Raw genomic sequence first — 19,536 nt, 5'->3', positions numbered from 1 at the left:
CGTGGATAGTTCTGATTCATATATAAAAGGGGCCTAAATCAGGCCCCTTCTAACATATAGCAGTACCTGTATAGCAATACCTAAATAAGGGTTTGAGCCTTATTATTCAGCTTCTACTAAGCTTTCTTCTGCTTGAACAGCCAGATCTTGTGAACGACCTTCACGAACGGTGCTTGCTACAGCGCCCAGATACAGTTTGATTGCACGGATTGCATCATCGTTACCAGGGATAACGAAGTCGATACCGTCTGGATCAGAGTTAGTATCAACGATAGCAAATACTGGGATACCCAGGTTGTTTGCTTCTTTGATAGCAATGTGTTCGTGGTCTGCATCGATAACGAACAGAGCGTCAGGTAAACCGCCCATATCTTTGATACCGCCTAAGCTGTTTTCTAACTTACCAAGTTCACGAGTACGCATCAGCGCTTCTTTCTTAGTCAGTTTGTCAAAAGTACCGTCTTGTGATTGAATTTCTAAATCTTTCAGACGTTTGATTGACTGACGAACGGTTTTCCAGTTAGTCAACATTCCGCCTAACCAACGGTGGTTAACGAAATACTGATCACAGCTGTTAGCAGCTTCTTGAACGGCTTCGCTTGCAGCACGTTTAGTACCGACAAACAGAATTTTGCCTTTACGAGAAGCAATTTTAGTCAACTCAGCCAGAGCTTCGTTGAACATTGGAACAGTTTTTTCCAGGTTGATGATATGAACTTTATTACGCGCACCGAAAATGAAAGGTTTCATTTTTGGGTTCCAGTAACGAGTCTGGTGACCAAAGTGTACGCCTGCTTGTAACATATCGCGCATGGAAACAGTTGCCATTTAATACCTCTGTATTTAAGTAATTGGGGTTATGCCTCCACAAATCCCATGCTACCGACTCCAAAGCTGCGTTAAAAAACGCATAAGAGCACCCCGGTGCACGTGTCGATTTGTGTGTGTTATTACACAATTGAGTTTTAAGTTTCGCACATCCAATATTTTATCAGTGGCCTCATCTTGACGCCATAAAATGACATTTCGATGATGGTGATAAGAAATAATATGGATTGCCGGCGCGCTTTATACCATAAAACCAACTTAGAAGCCAACTTTTGTTGTTTTTTTCGCTCACAAAAGTGCCTAAAAGTAGATTTGATTTAAAGCTATTGAGCTGAGCAATATTTAACCATTGCTCAGCTCAATTATAGACACTATTTGGCAAGATAAAAAAGCCTTATTTTTGCAATGCCTTCTAGATGACCTTCATTATTACTTTGCATTTTGTGCTGTTAAAAGCTCAAAATGAACAAGCTCTGCTCCTTTCCTTATCTACTATAAAGTAACTTCGACTTTCGAATCCGTTCGATAGCTAGTTGGCAGAAAATGCGGTGGCTGTTACCATATGTCTCATCGATGTAAAATGGGCTCCCTATTTTTACCCCTCTTTTTTAACATGCCTTTAATCAATGTTGGCATGAATGGACTACACTCATGGCTATTATTATCAAAACTGAAGAAGATATTCAGAAAATGCGCGTTGCTGGCCGCTTAGCCGCAGAAGTATTAGAAATGATTGCTCCGCACGTTGTGCCGGGAGTTAGTACAGGTGAATTAGATCGCCTATGTCATCAACATATTGTTGACGTACAGCAAGCTATCCCTGCGTGCCTGAATTATCACGGTTTTCCTAAATCAGTTTGTATATCCGTCAATGATGTCATCTGCCACGGCATTCCTAGTGATGATAAAATTTTGAAAGATGGCGATATTGTCAATATTGATGTTACCGTCATCAAAGATGGCTTCCATGGCGATACCTCCAAAATGTTTATCGTTGGTAAACCGACGATTCAAGGTGAGCGCCTTTGCCAAGTCACACTAGACAGCTTGTATTTGGCAATTCGTATGGTTAAACCGGGTATTCGCTTACGAACTTTGGGTAAAGCCATTCAAGAATTTGTCGAAAAACAAGATTTCTCTGTTGTGCGTGAATATTGCGGCCACGGCATTGGCCAAGGTTTTCATGAAGAACCACAAGTTCTACACTACGACGCTGACGACAGTGGCGTAGTCCTGCAAAAAGGGATGACTTTTACCATTGAGCCTATGGTCAATACAGGCGATCACCGTATTCGTACCATGAAAGATGGTTGGACAGTAAAAACCAAAGACCGCGGCTGGTCTGCCCAATATGAACATACGTTAGTTGTGACGGATAACGGCTGTGAAATCCTCACACTGCGTAAAGAAGAAGAACCATTTATCTCTGCGGTATTAGTTAACGAATAATCTTCTCTGTAGAGCCTTCCTAACCGAAGGCTCTTCCTCTGTTCATTTTTATCAAAAAACCGTAAGCTGGTAGCTAACCCCTATTGCTATCAATACGGAAAGATAAAGATGACTGTAAATTCAGCTTCCTACCTACCCCCTAATCAATTTAGTACTCATGACCTTGAGCTGAATTCATTAAGGCAACATGTCGATAATTTTGATCAGTGGCTCGAAGAGGCTTTCAAGCAAGGTAAAGATGTTGTCGATCTCATTCACTTACGTAGTGACTATCTTGATGCCTTACTAACGCGATTATGGCAATCCTTTCAATTTGATAAGCAACCAGATATGTCACTAATCGCTGTTGGGGGTTATGGACGCCATGAATTGCACCCACTTTCTGACATTGATATTTTAGTGTTAAGCAAAACCCCTCTTCCAGAGCACATTGCTAGCGAAATTGGGCAATTTATTACTCTATTGTGGGATCTACGGTTTGATATCGGCCACAGTGTTCGTTCGCTGGCTGAATGCATTGAAGCCGGAAATGCAGACCTAACCACTGCAACTAATCTCATTGAATCACGGCTAATTTGTGGTGATGTCACCCTGTTTTTACAATTACAAAAAACCATTTTTAGCGATGATTTTTGGCCTTCCGCGGTCTTTTTTGCTGCAAAAATTGAAGAACAACAAGAACGTCATCAACGCTACCATAGCACCAGCTATAATTTAGAACCTGATATTAAAAGTAGCCCAGGGGGATTGCGAGATATCCATACATTACTGTGGGTCGGCAGGCGCCATTTTGGCGCAACCACCGTCGATGAAATGGTGGGCTTTGGCTTTCTCACCGAAGAAGAGCGCCAAGAACTCAAAGAGTGCTTAATGTTTTTATGGAAAATTCGCTTTGCGCTCCATTTAGTGGTGAAACGTCATGATAATCGTCTACTATTTGACCGCCAGTTTAGTGTAGCTCGGTTACTGGGTTATGAGGGCGAAAAAAACCAACCCGTTGAACGAATGATGAAAGATTTCTATCGTGTCACTCGCCGGGTGAGAGAACTCAATCAAATGCTATTACAATTATTTGATGAGGCCATTTTAACGCTTAACCCTAACGAAAAACCACGCCCTATTGATTCGCTATTCCAATTACGCGGGTCATTGATTGATGTTATTGATGAAGAATTATTTATTAAGCAACCAGCTGCTATTTTAAAAATGTTTTATCAAATGGCTCGCTATCCAAATATTACAGGGATCTATTCCACCACATTACGTCAGCTTCGTTATGCACGCCGTAACCTTTCAGTGCCATTATGTGAAATTCCTGAAGCCCGAAAACTGTTTATCAAAATTCTACGCCACCCCAGAGCAATCAAAGGTGCCTTTGTTCCCATGCACCTTCATAGTGTATTAAGCGCTTACACACCGCTATGGAGCAATATTGTCGGGCAAATGCAATTCGACCTATTCCATGCATATACCGTTGATGAACATACTATTCGTGCGCTGCAAAAAATTGATAGCTTTACCTTAGAAGAAAACCGACGAGATCACCCTCTTTGCGTTAGTGTTTATCCCAAATTATTGCAACCTGAGCTTTTACGATTAGCAGCGATTTTCCACGATATTGCTAAAGGCCGCTCAGGAGATCACTCCGATCTCGGCTCTGAGTTTGTTTATGATTTTGCCTTACTACATGATTTTTCTACCAAAGAAGCTGAATTGGCGTCATGGTTGGTGAAAAATCACTTATTGATGTCAGTAACCGCTCAACGACGCGACATCCAAGATCCTGATGTCATTAAACAATTTGCAGGGGAAGTAAAAACCGTTTCACGGCTTAACTACCTGATGTGTCTAACTGTCGCTGACATTTGTGCGACAAATAGCACGCTGTGGAATAGTTGGAAACAAAGTTTAATTCGTGAACTATTTTTATCAACAGAACACCAGTTAAATCAAGGCATGCAAAGCACCCCTGACTTACGTGAACGCATTCGTCACCATCGTTATCAGGCTTTATCATTACTGCGCCAATCATCCATTGATGAAGAAAAACTACAAGGGTTATGGTCTCGTTGCCATGCAGATTATTTTTTACGTCACACTCCATCCCAATTAGCATGGCATGCTAAGCACCTACTAGCCCATGATTTGAGCCAGCCTTTAGTGTTAATCAGCACGCAACCTAAACATGGCGGAACAGAAATTTTCATTTGGTGCCATGATAAACCCCATTTATTTGCCGCTGTCGCCAGCGAATTAGATCGACGAAATTTAAGCATTCACAGTGCTCAAATTTTTACTAACAAAGACAATATGGCCATGGATACCTTCGTCGTACTTGAGCCTAACGGTAGCCCCCTATCCAAAGACAGATACGATCATATTCGAAAAATGTTGTTATTAGCCGTTCAGCAACCCGAAATTTCACTCCCTAAGCCACGTACTTTACCGTCAAAGTTACGTCACTTTACCGTGCCAACAAAAGTTAATTTTCTACATTCCACTAACGAACGTCGCACTTATATGGAGTTGTTCGCTTTGGACCAACCTGGTTTATTAGCTCGCATCGGTCATATTTTTGCTCAAATGGAAATTTCTCTGTATGGCGCGCGCATCACCACAATTGGCGAAAAAGTGGAAGATTTCTTTGTGTTAGCAGATAAAGATCACAAAGCGTTGACTAAAAATATGCAACAAGAGTTATCAGAAAGGTTGACAGAAACCCTAAAATCGAAGGATAAAATATAGCGTCCATCACATTTTCATGGTGAACGTTCACTTTTATGTCATTCAAGAGGAAAATACAATCAATGCAGCATTTACAAGCGATCATTGAACAAGCGTTCGAAGAGCGAGCCAGTATCACACCAAATACTGTATCAAGTTCGGTAAAACAAGCCGTGCTAGATACCATTGCATTACTCGATAGCGGCAAATTGCGTGTAGCTGAAAAAATTGCCGGTGTTTGGGTTACCCATCAATGGCTGAAAAAAGCGGTTTTGTTATCCTTTCGCATTCAAGATAACCAAGTGATTGACGGTGCAGAAAGCCGTTATTTCGATAAAGTGCCGATGAAATTTGCAGATTATGACCAAGCTCGCTTCGAGAAAGAAGGCTTCCGAGTTGTTCCTCCAGCGGCTGTACGTAAAGGCGCTTATATCGCTAAAAATAGCGTATTAATGCCATCTTATGTCAATATTGGTGCCTACGTTGATGAAGGCACCATGGTGGATACATGGGCAACCGTGGGCTCATGTGCGCAGATTGGTAAAAACGTGCATTTATCTGGTGGCGTGGGTATTGGCGGTGTCTTAGAGCCACTACAAGCCAACCCAACGATTATTGAAGACAACTGCTTTATTGGTGCTCGTTCCGAAGTGGTCGAAGGGGTGATTGTTGAAGAAGGCTCCGTTATTTCAATGGGGGTTTATCTGGGACAAAGCACCAAAATCTATGACCGTGAAACAGGTGAAATTCATTACGGCCGAGTCCCTGCTGGTTCCGTGGTTGTATCGGGAAATTTACCATCAAAAGATGGTCGCTATAGCCTATATTGCGCAGTCATTGTTAAAAAAGTCGATGAGAAAACTCGCGGCAAAGTCGGTATTAATGAATTATTAAGAACGATTGATGAGTAATTAATCACCTAGAATCTCATACCAAACCTGTTACTGGTTTTTATAATAAGTTTTTGTCATGAGCCATTGTAATTAGGTTAAAAATCGAAGCTATCCCGAATCGCATACACTCGTATGCAACTCGGGTGGCCATATCAGCGTTACCTTTTAATATTAGCGCATTAATTGCAAAGAGAAGTTTGTCAATTTCTAGAAATCGCGCATAATATGTCCGTAGCTTTTGCCGTTTACCTCTAATAAAACTGTATTATTTTATTTTTCATTATAATGATGCTGTTTGCGTAATAACATCATTCAATCTATCACCCAGATGGGTAGAATAGATAACTTCTTAACGAGAAATAGACCGATATTGTTACGGCCTGCTCACACTATCACTTTGTTCACCGACTCTGTCTCTACAGTAAAGCGAGCTAACATGTACGATAATTTGAAAAGTTTAGGCATCAGTAACCCTCAAGACATCGACCGCTACACCTTACGCCAAGAAGCGAATAATGACATTTTAAAAATTTATTTTCGCAAAGATAAAGGGGAGTTTTTCGCTAAAAGCGTAAAATTCAAATATCCACGCCAGCGTAAAACCATTGCGGATGGTAATAATAATTTCAAAGAAATTAATGAAATTAACACTAACCTGCGTTATGCCATCGAAGAACTAGACCAAATTTGCCAAACAGATCAAACTGATATTGATTTAAAACACAAAATTCTTGATGATTTACGTCATCTTGAACATGTGGTTTCAAACAAGATCGCGGAAATTGAAGCGGATCTAGAAAAATTGACCCGTAAATAATTTACAGGCGAAACGATTGATTTACTGCGCCGTAGTACTGCCGATATTTATCATTAATACTGGTAATACTACGGCGCAGACATTTAAAGTAACTCAGCCCATGCTTCAACCCAAGGCTTAGCAAACTCCTCGGGAACATCGACTTCAATCGCATCAATAAATAAAATATCACCAATACGGGTTGCTGATTGCTCAGCTAACAACTCATCAAAACGAATACCAGCGCCACAAAAACTTTCATAACTGCTATCGCCTAAAGCAATTAGGCCATAACGCAAATCCGGTTGATAACCGACAACATCTTTGATTTCGCTATATAACGGGGCGATTGTATCAGGCAAATCCCCTTGCCCTGTCGACGAGGTAACAATAAGTGCAATTTCATTGCCTGAATTATAAAGTTGCCAATCATTCAAGGTGGGCTCATCAAAAACAACCACTTCATGCCCTTGCTGCTCTAAAATTTCTTGTGCCGTTTCCGCAACAGCTAAAGAGTTCCCATAGACAGTTCCAACAAAAATGCCTATTTTTGACATAACATTCCCTCTATTTCATAGTTAACTTGATGAGTTAATGACGTTTATCCCTAATTTTGCAACTTTATCTGACCATCCAAATTGCTCAATTAATGACAACCATTGTGTATCCCACGTGGCAACTAACGATATATTTTCTTTTGTTATTGGGTGATTTAAATTTAATAAGCTGGCATGTAACATCAAGCGAGACACTGAAAAATGTGTATTCACTCCTCTATTCTGCCGTAAGTCTCCATGCTTGCTATCACCAATAATAGGGTGACGAAGGTGAGACATATGCCTTCTCAATTGATGTTTACGACCAGTTTCAGGTTTTAACTCAACTAAACTAAATCTTGATGTTTCATATCGCCCAATCGCAATCGCGCACTCAACTGTTGCTATCGGTTTACAGTGGGTAACGCATTCCTGTAGAACAGGTTCACGTGACGCATGTTTATCTGCAATTTTATCTAATTCTTCTAATAGCGGATAATCGATGGTTTGCTCTTCGGTTAAATAACCACGAACAACAGCGTGATACACTTTTTCTAACTGATGGTTTTCAAATTGAGCCGATAACAGCCTTGCAACCTCGCTCGATAATGCAAAAAGTAATATACCTGAGGTAGGCCTATCGAGGCGATGAATGGGATAAACATACTGGCCAATTTGGTCACGTAATGTTTGCATAACAAATACGGTTTCTTTACTGTCCAACCAGCTGCGGTGCACTAACATACCCGCAGGCTTATTCACCGCCACCAGATATTCGTCGTGATAAATAATTTCCAACATCAATAAATTACCCGTTGGTCTTCGTTGAGAAAAAACCATCTAATTCACGCAAATAATTAATAATTAGCGTGTATTGTTCTTCTTCATCATGCTTATAAGCTTCTTCAAAATAAGGCGCGACGGCAAAATTAGTTGGCAGTACTGCCCCTTGTTCAATTAACATTTGAAGACGAGGTATCAAAATCCACTGCAGCCACTCTATAGCCTCCATCGTATCAATACAAAAAGGCTCTATGCTGTTAAAAGCTTCAGGTGAAGGTGGCTGTTCATTCCAAAGGGATTTTAATTTCATTTCCTCTTCTAAGTGACGAAGTTTCTCAATAATACGTTGTTCAATATTCATACTTAAACTCATTTAGTGATGGCTGCAGCAAATATACGGTATTTTCTATCATAATTCTGTCGGATACATGGGGTTAAGCCTTAACAAATACAAGTTTATTTATTTTGCATATCGATAATAATTATTATCGTAGCTATTAATCGAACAACTCATTTAATAAGATTCGTTTATATTTTGTTGCAGATAGCACATGTAAGATTAAATGTTTTATCAATTTAGTACTTACAGAATAATTAACAACAAAATGGTTTATCTATGGGACGACTAAAACAGTGGCGTAAAGAAAATAAAGTCTGGAAAGCTTTAAATTCTAACTATATTGAATTAAAAAGAAAAATACGTATTTCAAAGCTACCTTCGTCACAATATCAGCATTATCAAGTTATGTGCCAAAACTACCGTAGTGCGCAATTTTCTTCAGTTATTGAAAGCGTTCCTCATTTTATCGAACGCCCTATAAATAAGTATCTACATAAAAGCTGGAGCGGAAAGCAAAAGCTATTAACCGCCAGCTACACTCTCAACTTAATTGAAAAGACATTTAAACCTGAAGCTATTGAAGCGATGTTTTCTGCTAAGCGAAAAGGGCTTATCGTCGCAAATATTGAATTAAAATCAGGCGAGTTCGCTCAATTAACTTTGATTTATTCTCAATACCCTCGGGAAGGCGATCTCACTTTACACTTGAAAAATGAAACGGGCGACGATATTTATTTAATGAGCTTTTCCTTTGGCCCTGAAGGTCAACTATACGTATGCTCTTTGCAAGGCCCTTCCACTGAACAAAGTGTCGACCAAGTTAGATTGATTACTAAACAGATGCACGGTATGAGACCAAAAAACTTATTAATGTCAGCCATTTATGCCGTAGCAAGCTTCTTTCAGGTAAAATCAATATTAGGAATTTCAAACCAGTGCCATATTAAGAGCCAACATTTGAAATCAAGCTACGATACGTTTTGGCAAGAATGTAGTGCAACGAAAACACCTGATGGTTGGTTCCAATTACCCACTCAAGAGCCTGTACGAGATATTGAGTCAGTGAAAAGCCAGCGTCGTGCTGAATTTCGCCGCCGGGAAGCACTACGCGATGCCATGACTCAAGAGATTATTACCTCGTTAACCAAGAATTCAATTAGCTTAGAGTATTAATTTTAATAAATTATCTTTAGCACTTTAACACCACTTAGCTACGAGTGATTCATAACTAAAAAAGCCAGTCAACCTAAGCTGACTGGCCCATACTTTAAAATTTACGCATCCTGCAAAATGACTTCCCGTCATTCAACATCCTGTTGATTAAAACAAATTCATAGATTCGTCATCTAGTCGCGTTCCATCGCTTTGTTTTAAACAATTTTTATACCTCACAAGAAGGTATAAAAAGCTAAACGAGTTTACCCTGTCCAGCGAGATAAGAATGCATTAAATCTATTAATGAAACAACCTAGCAAAATAAACAATAACACAGTAAAACACGCAAAAATCGCATACCAGATAGTAACGCCATGAAATTAAAAGTTAAATAATTATCATTACAATATAAAGATCATTTTTTAAGAAATTACTTAGTTCAATTGTAGGCATTTACTTACACAAACCCACTTAAAAATACTTACCCCTGAGGTTCAACGACAACCCCTAGTTCATCCAGAAAACTTGTTAAATTCGAAGAAAGTACACGCCGGTCCTGACTACCAAATTTTTCTAATATAATTTCCCCCGTGAGATTACACATTGATATCATTTCAATCTCAGACTCTAAAGTCGCAATGAACAGCGTGGGGGATAGTTTTAAACGCTTTTGAGTGACTAAATGACCAATTAAATTCTCTTGCAAACGGATGAAGTCATCTTCATTCCAAACCTGCACTAAACTCAGCGTAATATCACGAAATGTGGCTTTCATATCGCCAGCAAGCTGTGTCGTATAAAAAGTATGGATATCACTTTGTAAATTAATCTCCAATGCTGTCGCGACTTTATCCAAGTTCGCATCCTTTATTGGAAATGCTTGAGGCTCCCAGTAAACCCAATTTTCACCTGTACGGACAATACAGGGAGATGGAATGCCATATAAATCTGTTGAGGCAGGAGGTAACCCCGTTTGTTGATGCCATTGTGAAACATATTTTTGAGTAAAATTATGTAGTGCGGCAGAATGTGATGTATTCATAATTATCTATTTTTTGTAGTCAATTTAAAGAGAAAGGCGTCAATGTTGCCGATAAATGGTATTATGACAGAAGTTCACAGACGAAGAAAATATCCCAATTTTTACCTGTTAGCCTCATTTTTAGTTTATGAAGTATAAGGACTCCTATGTCACACTATCAGAATAATCCCGCACTTAATAATTTAACTCTTGGGAAAAAAACGGCTTATCATGACCAGTATGATGCCACATTATTACAAGCTGTCCCTCGTAGCTTAAATCGTGATCCTTTAGCCATTCACGCTAAGTCGCTTCCATTTCACGGTGCTGACATTTGGACAATGTACGAGCTTTCATGGCTAAATCAGCGTGGTGTTCCCCAAGTAGCGATAGGCTCGATTAGTGTTGATGCAAATAGCGAAAATTTAATTGAGTCTAAAAGTTTTAAGCTTTATCTAAACAGTTTTAACCAAACGCGTTTTGAAACTTGGGAAAATGTGCGAAGCGCTTTGCAAAATGATTTAAGCCGCTGTGCTAATGGGCAAGTAAGCGTTACACTCCATAAATTAGAGCACTTTTCTCATCAACCTATCCAGCCATTACTTGGCACATGTATTGATGAGCAAGAAATTGACATTGATAATTATGAGTTTAATCGTGACTATTTGGCGAATTGTACCCAACAACAAGTTGTTGACGAAACGTTAGTGAGCCATTTATTAAAATCAAATTGTTTAATTACCAATCAACCTGACTGGGGCTCTGTGCAGATCCACTATCGTGGACCAAAAATTAATCGCGAAGCCTTATTACGTTACTTGGTCTCATTTCGCCATCATAATGAGTTTCACGAACAATGCGTTGAACGCATTTTCACTGATATTATGCAATTATGTAAACCTGAAAAATTAAGTGTTTACGCACGCTATACTCGCCGTGGAGGGCTTGACATAAACCCATGGCGTAGTAATGAAGAATTTACGCCTGAATTAGGTCGCTTATCACGGCAATAAATATATATGCTTGAAAAGTAAATGTAATTAATACATTTGCAGTACAATTCACATATCAAGAACCCATGGGGTAAAGGAGTACTACTTGATTACTCATATCAGTCCATTAGGATCTATGGATCTACTCTCTCAACTTGAAGTTGATATGCTAAAACGCACGGCCAGTAGCGATTTGTACCAATTATTTAGGAATTGCTCTTTAGCCGTTTTGCATTCAGGCAGCTTAACTGATAGCAGCAAAGAGCTATTAGAAAAAAGTAAAAATTTTGATATCAATGTATTACGTCGTGAACGTGGCGTTAAGCTTGAACTTATCGAGCCCCCAGAAAAAGCCTTTGTTGATGGTAAAATCATCCGCACCTTACAAGCAAACCTGTTTGCCGTCTTACGTGACATTTTATTTGTTCATGCGCAGATTACGCATGCCAAAGAACAATTTAATCTAGACCTCGAAAACGGCACGCATATCACCAATATGATTTTCTCTATATTACGTAATGCTCGCGCACTACATATTGATGAAGACCCAAGTATGATTGTTTGCTGGGGGGGCCACTCAATTAATGAAATTGAATACCAATATGGCCGTAAGGTCGGTAACGAGCTTGGCTTGCGTGAACTCAATATCTGTACTGGTTGTGGCCCGGGAGCGATGGAAGCACCAATGAAAGGTGCCGCTGTTGGCCATGCCCAACAACAATACAAAAATAGCCGTTTTATCGGTTTAACTGAACCTTCAATTATCGCTGCTGAGCCACCAAACCCATTAGTGAACGAGCTCATCATTATGCCTGATATCGAAAAACGTTTAGAGGCATTCGTTCGATTAGGTCATGGGATTATTATCTTCCCTGGTGGTGTTGGTACCGCTGAAGAGTTGCTTTATTTACTTGGTATCTTGATGGACCCAGCCAACAGTGAACAAGTTCTACCATTGATTTTAACGGGTCCAAAAGAAAGTGCAGAATACTTTGAAGTGTTAGACGATTTTATTCGTCACACTTTAGGTGATGAAGCCAGTAAGCATTACCAAATTATTATTGACGATGCACCAGAAGTCGCTCGTGTAATGAAACGTAGCATGCCACAAGTTAAAGAAAATCGCCGTAGCACCGGCGATGCCTATAGCTTTAACTGGTCCATTAAAATTGCTCACGATTTACAGCATCCATTCGAACCAACGCATGAAAATATGGCATCACTGAACCTCCATCCAGGGCAAGCCCCTGAAAAATTGGCTTCAGATTTACGCCGTGCTTTCTCCGGTATTGTGGCTGGTAACGTGAAAGAATTTGGTATGAAAGCCATAGAAAAGCATGGACCATTCAAAATTCACGGCGATAGTGAGCTAATGAAGCGTATGGATGTGCTATTACAAGGCTTCGTTGAGCAACATCGTATGAAATTACCGGGTGGTACGGCATATGAACCTTGCTATGAAATCGTGAAATAAGTAAATGATGGCGTATTTATGATCCACTTATTAATTATTGATGCATTAAACTTAATACGCCGTATCCACGCGGTGCAAGGAAGCCCGTGTGGAGAAACTTGTTTATCTGCAATATCGCAGTTGATAGCCCACACTAATGCCACACACGTTGTTGCGGTGTTCGATGAAGAAGGGCGTCATCAAAGCTGGCGTCATGAAAAACTGCCCGATTACAAAGCAGGTCGGCAACCTATGCCTGAAGATTTGCATACTGAGCTCCCCGTATTAATAGCCTTATTTAAAGAAAAAGGGATTCACTGTTGGCAGTCTGAAGGAGATGAAGCCGATGATTTAGCCGCTACCTTAGCAACACGTATTGCAGGTTCGGGGCACACTGTCACCATCGTATCCACAGATAAAGGTTACTGCCAGCTACTTGCCCCTAACTTAAGAATTCGCGATTATTTTCAAAAGCGCTGGCTTGATATCCCTTTTATTGAAAAGGAATTTGGCGTTTCTCCTGAGCAGCTCCCTGATTATTGGGGACTTGCTGGGATCAGTAGTAGTAAAGTTCCTGGTGTCGCGGGCATTGGCCCCAAAAGTGCGACAATACTCTTGCAGCAATACCACTCAATTGAAAATATATTTGCCAATTTAGATAAAATTGAAGAGAAATGGCAGAAAAAGCTAATCAATCAGCAGGAGATTGCATTGATTTGCCGAGATATTGCGACGTTAAGAACCGATATTGTGCTCCAAGGAAATTTAAATCAGCTGCGTTATACAACCAACTAGTAGAAATAAAAAGGCCACTTCATTAGTGGCCTTTTTATTGACTGAATTTATGAATTAATAATACTCACGTGCCATCGGATTCGCCGACCATACCCTCATCACATGTACAGTCACTTCTTCTCGGTCATGATAAAGCTGCTTCGCTTGAATCAACACATTAACGCCTTGTTCTTTAAGCTGTATTTTCATCTTTTCTAAGATATGTGAGACTTCTTCATAGCGCTTTTTCATCGGCAATTTTAAGTTAAAAATGGCCTCTCGGCACCAACCTTGAGCAAGCCAATCCGTCATTAATGCAGCAACTTTAGCTGGTTTTTCGACCATATCACAGACTAACCAAGTGATGTTATGGGAAGTAGGCTTAAATTTAAAACCATCTTCACGGTGATGCTTAACTTGCCCTGTATCCATAAGGCTTTCCGCCATAGGACCATTATCTACAGCATCGACCATCATACTGCGTTTCACCAATTGATAAGTCCATCCCCCTGGACATGCTCCAAGATCTACAGCTTTCATTCCACTTGCTAGACGCTCCTCCCATTCTTCATAAGGAATAAAGACATGGAAAGCTTCCTCAAGTTTTAAGGTTGAACGGCTCGGGGCATCTGATGGGAATTTTAACCTTGGGATCCCCATATAGAAATTCGAACTATTATTAGTATATGAATACCCGGTATAGCAGCAACCTGGAGCAATAAAGAATACATGAATAACTGGTCGCTTAAAATTTTCAAGTGGTAATAAGATTTTTTCTTTACGTAATGCATTACGCAAAGGTACCGTAAACTTGCGGCAAAACTTTAGCAATTCTTTCGATTCGTTGGTATCAGCAACTTCAACACGGAGATCTCCTGCCCGCACAACTTGCTGACTCAATGCATTTACAATCGGGGTAATACGGTCTTCAGGCGGTAAATCCTTAAGTAAGTCCCCTATTACAATCATTTGACGAGCAAAAATTAATTCTCGAAAAGGTAACGTTCGTGCGAGTGTATCCGCATCTTCTGCTTGGTAGCACTCAAAAATAACATAACCACTATTTTCTTTTACGCGGGCAAAACCATAAATTTCTTTTTGCCCAGCTTTATCTGTAATCTCTGCTGCACATTCTTTTTCAAAGCCTGGACGGCAATATAGTGCAATTTTATTACTCATTGCGTGACGCCGATTTCCTTAGACGCATAGCGCCAATAACCACTAACAGCCAACCAATTAGGAAACATACACCACCTATTGGCGTAAAATAAGAAAAGTATTTTACCTGCAATAGTGCCATACAATAAAGGCTACCGCTAAAAAGAAGTATCCCAACAGAGAAAAACACACCTGACCAGTAGAACCACAGAATAATTTTACGTAATAGAATTGCCCCGAGCACCATCAATGCAACAGTATGCAACATTTGATAACGTAGCCCGATTTCAATCCAGTCCATTTGGTGGACACTCATAATTGACGATAACGCGTGTGAACCAATAGCCCCAAAAGCAACAGTAAAGAAACCACTAATTCCAGCGAAAATTAACATCAAACGACTATTCACAGTAACACCTTTTATTTAAATACTTGATTACTGAATAAGCGCCACATCTTGGTCACCCGTAATAAAGCCTAATTTCTCTTGTTCACTTGCAGCCTGCCCAAGAATCCATTGGCGAAATGCAGCTATTTTGCCTAAATCAGCCTGATTTTCTTGGCAAACTAAGTAGAATGCATTTTTACTAACTAATACCTCACTAAAGGGACAAACTAAGCGCCCTGCATCAATTTCATTTTTAGCCATCACATTATTCGTTAGTGCAATTCCTTGGCCATGAACCGCGGCTTGAATAACCATAGCGCTATGACTAAAAATAGGACCTTGCTGTACATTAACTACATTTTGTAACTCTAGTTGCTTAACATATGCTTGCCAGTCCCTTCGTGAAGAATCGTGAAGTAACGTATGTTTTGCTAAATCCTCAGGATTTTTTAGTTGGCGATCCCCTGTTAATAAAGATGGTGAACATACTGGCATTAAATATTCAGCATAAAGCCTGTCTGTTCTTAGCCCAGGCCAATTACCTTTACCGTAGAAAATAGCGACATCAACGTCATCTGCCAATTTATCTTCTTCTCTATCTACAGCTTGGATCCGCACATCAATTCCGGGATAGGCTTGATTAAAACCAGAAAGCCTTGGTACCAGCCACTGAATCGCAAAACTTGGGGATAAACTCACCGTTAATGCCCCTTTTGCACTTCTAGCTTGTAATTTACGTGTCGCCTCGTTCAAAGAAGAGAAAATCTCTTTAATATCAAGATAATAGCTTTGACCTTCTTCTGTCAATAGCAATGAACGATTGCGTCGGCGAAACAATTTCAACCCAAGGAAATCCTCCAAACTTTTCATTTGGTGGCTAACGGCCGCTTGAGTTACAAATAATTCTTCTGCTGCCTTAGTAAAACTTAAATGACGAGCTGCAGCATCAAAGACTCTCAGAGCATTTAGGGGCGGTAATCTTTTAGACATAATCACTTCTACTTGGCATCTTGTTATGCATTAGTTTTTTTCATCCGAAGCATTATAATTTGTCCCTTGAGGATACGCTAGTAAATACCTATAGTATGCACACTTCCTAAGCCGGAACGAAAAGTTACAGAGTTTAGTTACTTTGAAACTTTTGGCTTTGTGGTTGTGATGTTGTGTTTGCAAGTTGTCTGGTTGAACCAGACCTTTGTAGCTTTAGCTACTGTTTTTTCACTTCCTGTACATTTACCCTGTCTGTCCATAGTGATTTTATATAGTGCACCGCCAACGCGCGGTGCTTTTTTTTACTCTTTTTTTAATATTTTAATGGTATTTACTTAAACAATTTAACTTAACAAATACAGATATCTATAGATAATTACTAGTGTACCGAAAAAACTATCAGTAAGATATTTAAGATAAATCTTGAAAATTATTTACTAAGTGCTGAAAAAAATAACTTTATAAGTTAAAGGCATTGTATTGTAATGCAAAACACTGAATCATCTTGAAACCACATCGAGAATAATGCTAACAATTAATACCAAACGTAACAAAATATTTCAATGATTAGATTAAAAAATGATGCGTTTAAATTAATCAGAAATAACCATAAATGTACTATAACCATAAATGTACTAATAAATGTACAATCCATTAATACAGCACTCAGTAATATCAAATCACATTGAAATTTTGACTAAAAAGAAAATACTCATGGATCATTTCAGCGCCGCCACATTTCGTCTCGCTTTTCCAGCGATAGACTCACCAACACTATTTTTTGATAGTGCAGCTACAGCATTAAAGCCCATTGCCATGATCAATGCATCAAATGACTATTATCGCTTGTCAGGCAGTTCGGTATATCGCGGGCAATCACCTGAATCATTAAAATTAACCCGTAACTATGAACTAGGTCGAATTCGTGCGGCGAAATATATTCATGCTTCAAGTGAAAAAAATATTATTTGGACTCGCGGGACAACAGAATCAATTAATTTAATTACACAAGGTTATTTTCGCTCAAGATTACAGCCTAACGATGAAATTATTGTCAGCGAAATAGAACATCATTCAAATTTATTACCTTGGATTATGCTTTCACAGCAAACTGGCGCCAAAATTATAAAATGGCCGGTTGAAAAAAATCTGACGTTGAACCTTGATGTTCTCAAATCTAAATTATCGGAAAAAACGAAAGTCATCGCTATCACACAAATGTCTAATGTAACTGGCTATCAGCCAGATATACAGATGGTGACTCAACTTGCTCACCAAGTAGGGGCGCTAGTCGTTGTTGATGGAGCACAAGGTGTCGTTCATAGCCCTATAAATGTCAGTGAGCTAAATATCGATTTCTATGTATTTTCAGCACATAAGTTATATGGGCCGACTGGGCTTGGGGTTTGCTACGCCAAAACAGAACTTTTAGAGCAAATGACTCCTTGGCATGGTGGAGGAAAAATGTTGACTCACGTCACATTTGATAATTTCACTCTTGCCCCTATTCCCCAACGATTCGAAGCAGGAACACCGAATATTGCAGGGGTAATTGCCTTTTCGGCTACTTTAGAGTGGCTGGAAGAAATAAATTTAACACTAGCAGAAACATATACTTGCTCATTAATCGAATATGCAGCTAAAAAACTGTCGGCGCTACCCGGCTTTATTAGCTATAGTGTACCTCATTCTCCTTTGCTATCATTTAACTTCAAAGATGTTCACCATAGTGATCTGGGAGCCCTCTTGACCGAGCAAAATATTGCATTACGCTATGGTCAACATTGCACCCAACCATTAATGGATGCATTAAATATAAGTGGCTGCTTGCGCATCTCAATGATGCCTTACAATAACCAGCAAGATGTCGATAAATTTATCGATGCAGTTACTGTTTCACTTTCTATACTCAATGAATAAATCAATAAAGGAAGCCTAATGACTTCGACTAACCATGAACTTGCTCCGCACCCATTCGGTACAGAGATAAAAATTCAAGAAATAGTTGAACAGTTTTCCACACATAAAGCATGGGAAGATAAATATCGTTTATTAATTCAATTGGCGAGAAAGTTGCCAGCATTGTCTGATGATGAAAAGCTGCAAACTCAAGAAGTTAAAGGCTGTGAAAACCGTGTTTGGATTGGCGCACTACTGAATGATGATGAAACATTTCATTTTTATGGGGATAGTGAAGGCCGAGTAGTGAAAGGATTATTTGCCATTTTGTTAGCTGCAGTTGAACAAAAAACAGCGAAAGAGATTATGGAAATTGATTTTAATCACTTACTAACTCAAACCGGCTTACCTGGGCAGCTCAGTGAATCGCGCCAAAATGGTATTCAGTCACTCATTACTGCAATTCAAAATATTGCTAATGAAATGACGCCTGCATAATTCATTGGATGAGGCTATCTATAGCAATAGCCTCATTCACTTTACTGTTTTTCCATTTCCCGTTGTGATTTTGCTATCATCTTTTTAAGTGCATGTGAAACAGCAATAAACCCAAAACTAGCCGTAACCATAGTAACCGCACCAAAGCCTGAAGCGCAGTCCATTCGCTTTGAACCATCCGCAGTGCTTTTTGCCGCACACACAGTACCGTCGCTTTGTGGATAAACAAGCTGTTCGGTAGAAAAAACACAATCAATCCCAAGCTTTCCTTTTCCATTTTTAACGACGTTAAAATCGGATTTTAAGCGTTCTCGCAACTTAGCCGCTAACGGGTCTTGAACTGTTTTAGCCAAGTCCACTACTTGAATTTTTGTTGGGTCGATTTGCCCACCAGCACCGCCTGTGGTGATAACGGGTATTTTAAAGCGCCTACAATACGCTAACAGCGCAGCTTTAGGCCTTACACTATCAATCGCATCAATAACATAATCAAACCCCGCATCAAGGTAATGAGCGACATTATCAACCGTAATAAAATCATCAATAACATTCACTACACATTCGGGGTTAATTTCTAAAATACGATTTTTCATCACATCAACTTTTGGCTGCCCAACGGTCGATTTGATGGCATGTAATTGCCGATTAGTATTAGTCACACAGATATCATCCATATCAATCAATGTGATATGCCCAATACCTGAACGAGCAAGTGCCTCAGCGGCCCACACACCTACCCCACCAATACCAATGACACAAATGTGGGAACGTGCAAAAAGATGAAGAGCATGTTGCCCATATAAACGCCCGATCCCAGCAAAACGCTGCATCCAAGCATCAGAAAGCTTAGCTTGCATAA

Annotated in this window: 19 protein-coding genes; 10 read left to right on the top strand and 9 right to left on the bottom strand. The window is 39.6% G+C overall.

Annotated features, from left to right (window positions below):
* Positions 1-102: 102 nt before the first annotated feature.
* A complete protein-coding gene (rpsB, locus tag PR683_RS13225) occupies positions 103-828 on the bottom strand; it encodes a 30S ribosomal protein S2 (RefSeq protein WP_004908759.1) in 726 nt (241 codons plus the stop codon).
* 651 nt (positions 829-1,479) lie between these two features.
* Between rpsB and map the strand changes: the two genes are divergently transcribed.
* The 4 genes from map to PR683_RS13205 all read left to right on the top strand — a co-directional run bounded on the left by map (position 1,480) and on the right by PR683_RS13205 (position 6,711).
* Positions 1,480-2,277, top strand: a complete 798-nt coding sequence (gene map / locus PR683_RS13220; protein ID WP_036957992.1) for a type I methionyl aminopeptidase — start codon at positions 1,480-1,482, stop codon at positions 2,275-2,277.
* A 108-nt stretch (positions 2,278-2,385) separates the two neighbouring features.
* Positions 2,386-5,022, top strand: a complete 2,637-nt coding sequence (gene glnD, locus PR683_RS13215) for a bifunctional uridylyltransferase/uridylyl-removing protein GlnD (RefSeq protein WP_272581815.1) — start codon at positions 2,386-2,388, stop codon at positions 5,020-5,022.
* A 62-nt stretch (positions 5,023-5,084) separates the two neighbouring features.
* Positions 5,085-5,912 carry a 2,3,4,5-tetrahydropyridine-2,6-dicarboxylate N-succinyltransferase gene (gene dapD / locus PR683_RS13210; RefSeq protein WP_004908750.1) on the top strand — a complete coding sequence of 276 codons (828 nt, stop codon included), beginning with the start codon at positions 5,085-5,087 and terminating at the stop codon, positions 5,910-5,912.
* 418 nt (positions 5,913-6,330) lie between these two features.
* Positions 6,331-6,711 (top strand): DUF3461 family protein, encoded by a 381-nt coding sequence (locus PR683_RS13205; RefSeq protein ID WP_004908747.1) that lies wholly within the window; start codon positions 6,331-6,333, stop codon positions 6,709-6,711.
* A gap of 83 nt (positions 6,712-6,794) precedes the next feature.
* Here PR683_RS13205 and PR683_RS13200 read toward each other — a convergent pair whose 3' ends face one another.
* From PR683_RS13200 to PR683_RS13190, 3 genes are read right to left on the bottom strand one after another with little or no spacing between them, the layout of a single operon-like run.
* On the bottom strand, positions 6,795-7,247 hold the full coding sequence (locus PR683_RS13200; protein WP_004908745.1) for a flavodoxin: 453 nt from the start codon (positions 7,245-7,247) through the stop codon (positions 6,795-6,797).
* A gap of 21 nt (positions 7,248-7,268) precedes the next feature.
* Positions 7,269-8,027, bottom strand: coding sequence for a tRNA pseudouridine(65) synthase TruC (gene truC / locus PR683_RS13195; RefSeq protein ID WP_004908740.1), 759 nt, complete (start codon positions 8,025-8,027; stop codon positions 7,269-7,271).
* A 7-nt stretch (positions 8,028-8,034) separates the two neighbouring features.
* A complete protein-coding gene (locus PR683_RS13190; protein WP_109911797.1) occupies positions 8,035-8,370 on the bottom strand; it encodes a YqcC family protein in 336 nt (111 codons plus the stop codon).
* A gap of 255 nt (positions 8,371-8,625) precedes the next feature.
* Here PR683_RS13190 and PR683_RS13185 point away from each other — a divergent pair, with 255 nt between their 5' ends.
* The gene (locus PR683_RS13185; RefSeq protein ID WP_117162519.1) at positions 8,626-9,522 is read left to right on the top strand and encodes a DUF535 family protein; all 897 of its coding nucleotides are present in this window, start codon (positions 8,626-8,628) and stop codon (positions 9,520-9,522) included.
* A gap of 463 nt (positions 9,523-9,985) precedes the next feature.
* Here the strand turns inward: PR683_RS13185 and syd are convergent, their stop codons facing one another.
* Positions 9,986-10,546, bottom strand: a complete 561-nt coding sequence (gene syd / locus PR683_RS13180; protein WP_004908733.1) for a SecY-interacting protein — start codon at positions 10,544-10,546, stop codon at positions 9,986-9,988.
* Between the two features lie 146 nt (positions 10,547-10,692).
* On the opposite strand from syd, the gene queF reads away from it, so the two are divergent.
* The 3 genes from queF (at position 10,693) to xni (ending at position 13,765) form a co-directional block, all read left to right on the top strand.
* On the top strand, positions 10,693-11,538 hold the full coding sequence (gene queF, locus PR683_RS13175) for an NADPH-dependent 7-cyano-7-deazaguanine reductase QueF (protein ID WP_123382300.1): 846 nt from the start codon (positions 10,693-10,695) through the stop codon (positions 11,536-11,538).
* Between the two features lie 85 nt (positions 11,539-11,623).
* Positions 11,624-12,991: a nucleotide 5'-monophosphate nucleosidase PpnN gene (gene ppnN, locus PR683_RS13170; protein WP_123382299.1), complete on the top strand. Its 1,368-nt coding sequence runs from the start codon at positions 11,624-11,626 to the stop codon at positions 12,989-12,991.
* Between the two features lie 18 nt (positions 12,992-13,009).
* On the top strand, positions 13,010-13,765 hold the full coding sequence (gene xni, locus PR683_RS13165; protein WP_109911795.1) for a flap endonuclease Xni: 756 nt from the start codon (positions 13,010-13,012) through the stop codon (positions 13,763-13,765).
* A 54-nt stretch (positions 13,766-13,819) separates the two neighbouring features.
* On the opposite strand, the gene rlmM is transcribed toward xni, so the two are convergent.
* The 3 genes from rlmM to PR683_RS13150 are packed head-to-tail and all read right to left on the bottom strand — an operon-like array spanning position 13,820 to position 16,280.
* On the bottom strand, positions 13,820-14,923 hold the full coding sequence (gene rlmM / locus PR683_RS13160) for a 23S rRNA (cytidine(2498)-2'-O)-methyltransferase RlmM (RefSeq protein ID WP_004908722.1): 1,104 nt from the start codon (positions 14,921-14,923) through the stop codon (positions 13,820-13,822).
* Positions 14,916-15,311: a DUF423 domain-containing protein gene (locus PR683_RS13155; RefSeq protein WP_004908716.1), complete on the bottom strand. Its 396-nt coding sequence runs from the start codon at positions 15,309-15,311 to the stop codon at positions 14,916-14,918. The genes rlmM and PR683_RS13155 overlap by 8 nt, the downstream gene beginning before the upstream one ends.
* 27 nt (positions 15,312-15,338) lie before the next feature.
* Positions 15,339-16,280 carry a transcriptional regulator GcvA gene (locus PR683_RS13150; protein WP_004908711.1) on the bottom strand — a complete coding sequence of 314 codons (942 nt, stop codon included), beginning with the start codon at positions 16,278-16,280 and terminating at the stop codon, positions 15,339-15,341.
* Positions 16,281-16,994: 714 nt separating this feature from the next.
* On the opposite strand from PR683_RS13150, the gene csdA reads away from it, so the two are divergent.
* Entirely contained in the window at positions 16,995-18,200 is a 1,206-nt protein-coding gene (gene csdA, locus PR683_RS13145) for a cysteine desulfurase CsdA (protein WP_196723987.1), read from the top strand.
* A gap of 18 nt (positions 18,201-18,218) precedes the next feature.
* Complete coding sequence (gene csdE, locus PR683_RS13140; protein WP_004908705.1) at positions 18,219-18,677, top strand: cysteine desulfurase sulfur acceptor subunit CsdE; 459 nt, start codon at positions 18,219-18,221, stop codon at positions 18,675-18,677.
* 41 nt (positions 18,678-18,718) lie between these two features.
* On the opposite strand, the gene tcdA is transcribed toward csdE, so the two are convergent.
* The gene (gene tcdA, locus PR683_RS13135) at positions 18,719-19,534 is read right to left on the bottom strand and encodes a tRNA cyclic N6-threonylcarbamoyladenosine(37) synthase TcdA (RefSeq protein WP_004908703.1); all 816 of its coding nucleotides are present in this window, start codon (positions 19,532-19,534) and stop codon (positions 18,719-18,721) included.
* Between the last annotated feature and the right edge of the window lie 2 nt (positions 19,535-19,536).

It is taken from the genome of Providencia sp. PROV269 (assembly GCF_028477785.1).
In the GTDB taxonomy this organism is placed as follows: domain Bacteria; phylum Pseudomonadota; class Gammaproteobacteria; order Enterobacterales; family Enterobacteriaceae; genus Providencia; species Providencia rettgeri.
This window is presented reverse-complemented; position numbering and strand designations above follow the sequence as displayed.

Coding starts and splice junctions, on each gene's coding strand:
- rpsB (WP_004908759.1), bottom strand. CDS start 828: ATGGCAACTGTTTCCATGCGCGATATGTTACAAGCAGGCGTACACTTT.
- map (WP_036957992.1), top strand. CDS start 1,480: ATGGCTATTATTATCAAAACTGAAGAAGATATTCAGAAAATGCGCGTT.
- glnD (WP_272581815.1), top strand. CDS start 2,386: ATGACTGTAAATTCAGCTTCCTACCTACCCCCTAATCAATTTAGTACT.
- dapD (WP_004908750.1), top strand. CDS start 5,085: ATGCAGCATTTACAAGCGATCATTGAACAAGCGTTCGAAGAGCGAGCC.
- PR683_RS13205 (WP_004908747.1), top strand. CDS start 6,331: ATGTACGATAATTTGAAAAGTTTAGGCATCAGTAACCCTCAAGACATC.
- PR683_RS13200 (WP_004908745.1), bottom strand. CDS start 7,247: ATGTCAAAAATAGGCATTTTTGTTGGAACTGTCTATGGGAACTCTTTA.
- truC (WP_004908740.1), bottom strand. CDS start 8,027: ATGTTGGAAATTATTTATCACGACGAATATCTGGTGGCGGTGAATAAG.
- PR683_RS13190 (WP_109911797.1), bottom strand. CDS start 8,370: ATGAATATTGAACAACGTATTATTGAGAAACTTCGTCACTTAGAAGAG.
- PR683_RS13185 (WP_117162519.1), top strand. CDS start 8,626: ATGGGACGACTAAAACAGTGGCGTAAAGAAAATAAAGTCTGGAAAGCT.
- syd (WP_004908733.1), bottom strand. CDS start 10,546: ATGAATACATCACATTCTGCCGCACTACATAATTTTACTCAAAAATAT.
- queF (WP_123382300.1), top strand. CDS start 10,693: ATGTCACACTATCAGAATAATCCCGCACTTAATAATTTAACTCTTGGG.
- xni (WP_109911795.1), top strand. CDS start 13,010: ATGATCCACTTATTAATTATTGATGCATTAAACTTAATACGCCGTATC.
- rlmM (WP_004908722.1), bottom strand. CDS start 14,923: ATGAGTAATAAAATTGCACTATATTGCCGTCCAGGCTTTGAAAAAGAA.
- PR683_RS13150 (WP_004908711.1), bottom strand. CDS start 16,280: ATGTCTAAAAGATTACCGCCCCTAAATGCTCTGAGAGTCTTTGATGCT.
- csdA (WP_196723987.1), top strand. CDS start 16,995: ATGGATCATTTCAGCGCCGCCACATTTCGTCTCGCTTTTCCAGCGATA.
- csdE (WP_004908705.1), top strand. CDS start 18,219: ATGACTTCGACTAACCATGAACTTGCTCCGCACCCATTCGGTACAGAG.
- tcdA (WP_004908703.1), bottom strand. CDS start 19,534: ATGCAAGCTAAGCTTTCTGATGCTTGGATGCAGCGTTTTGCTGGGATC.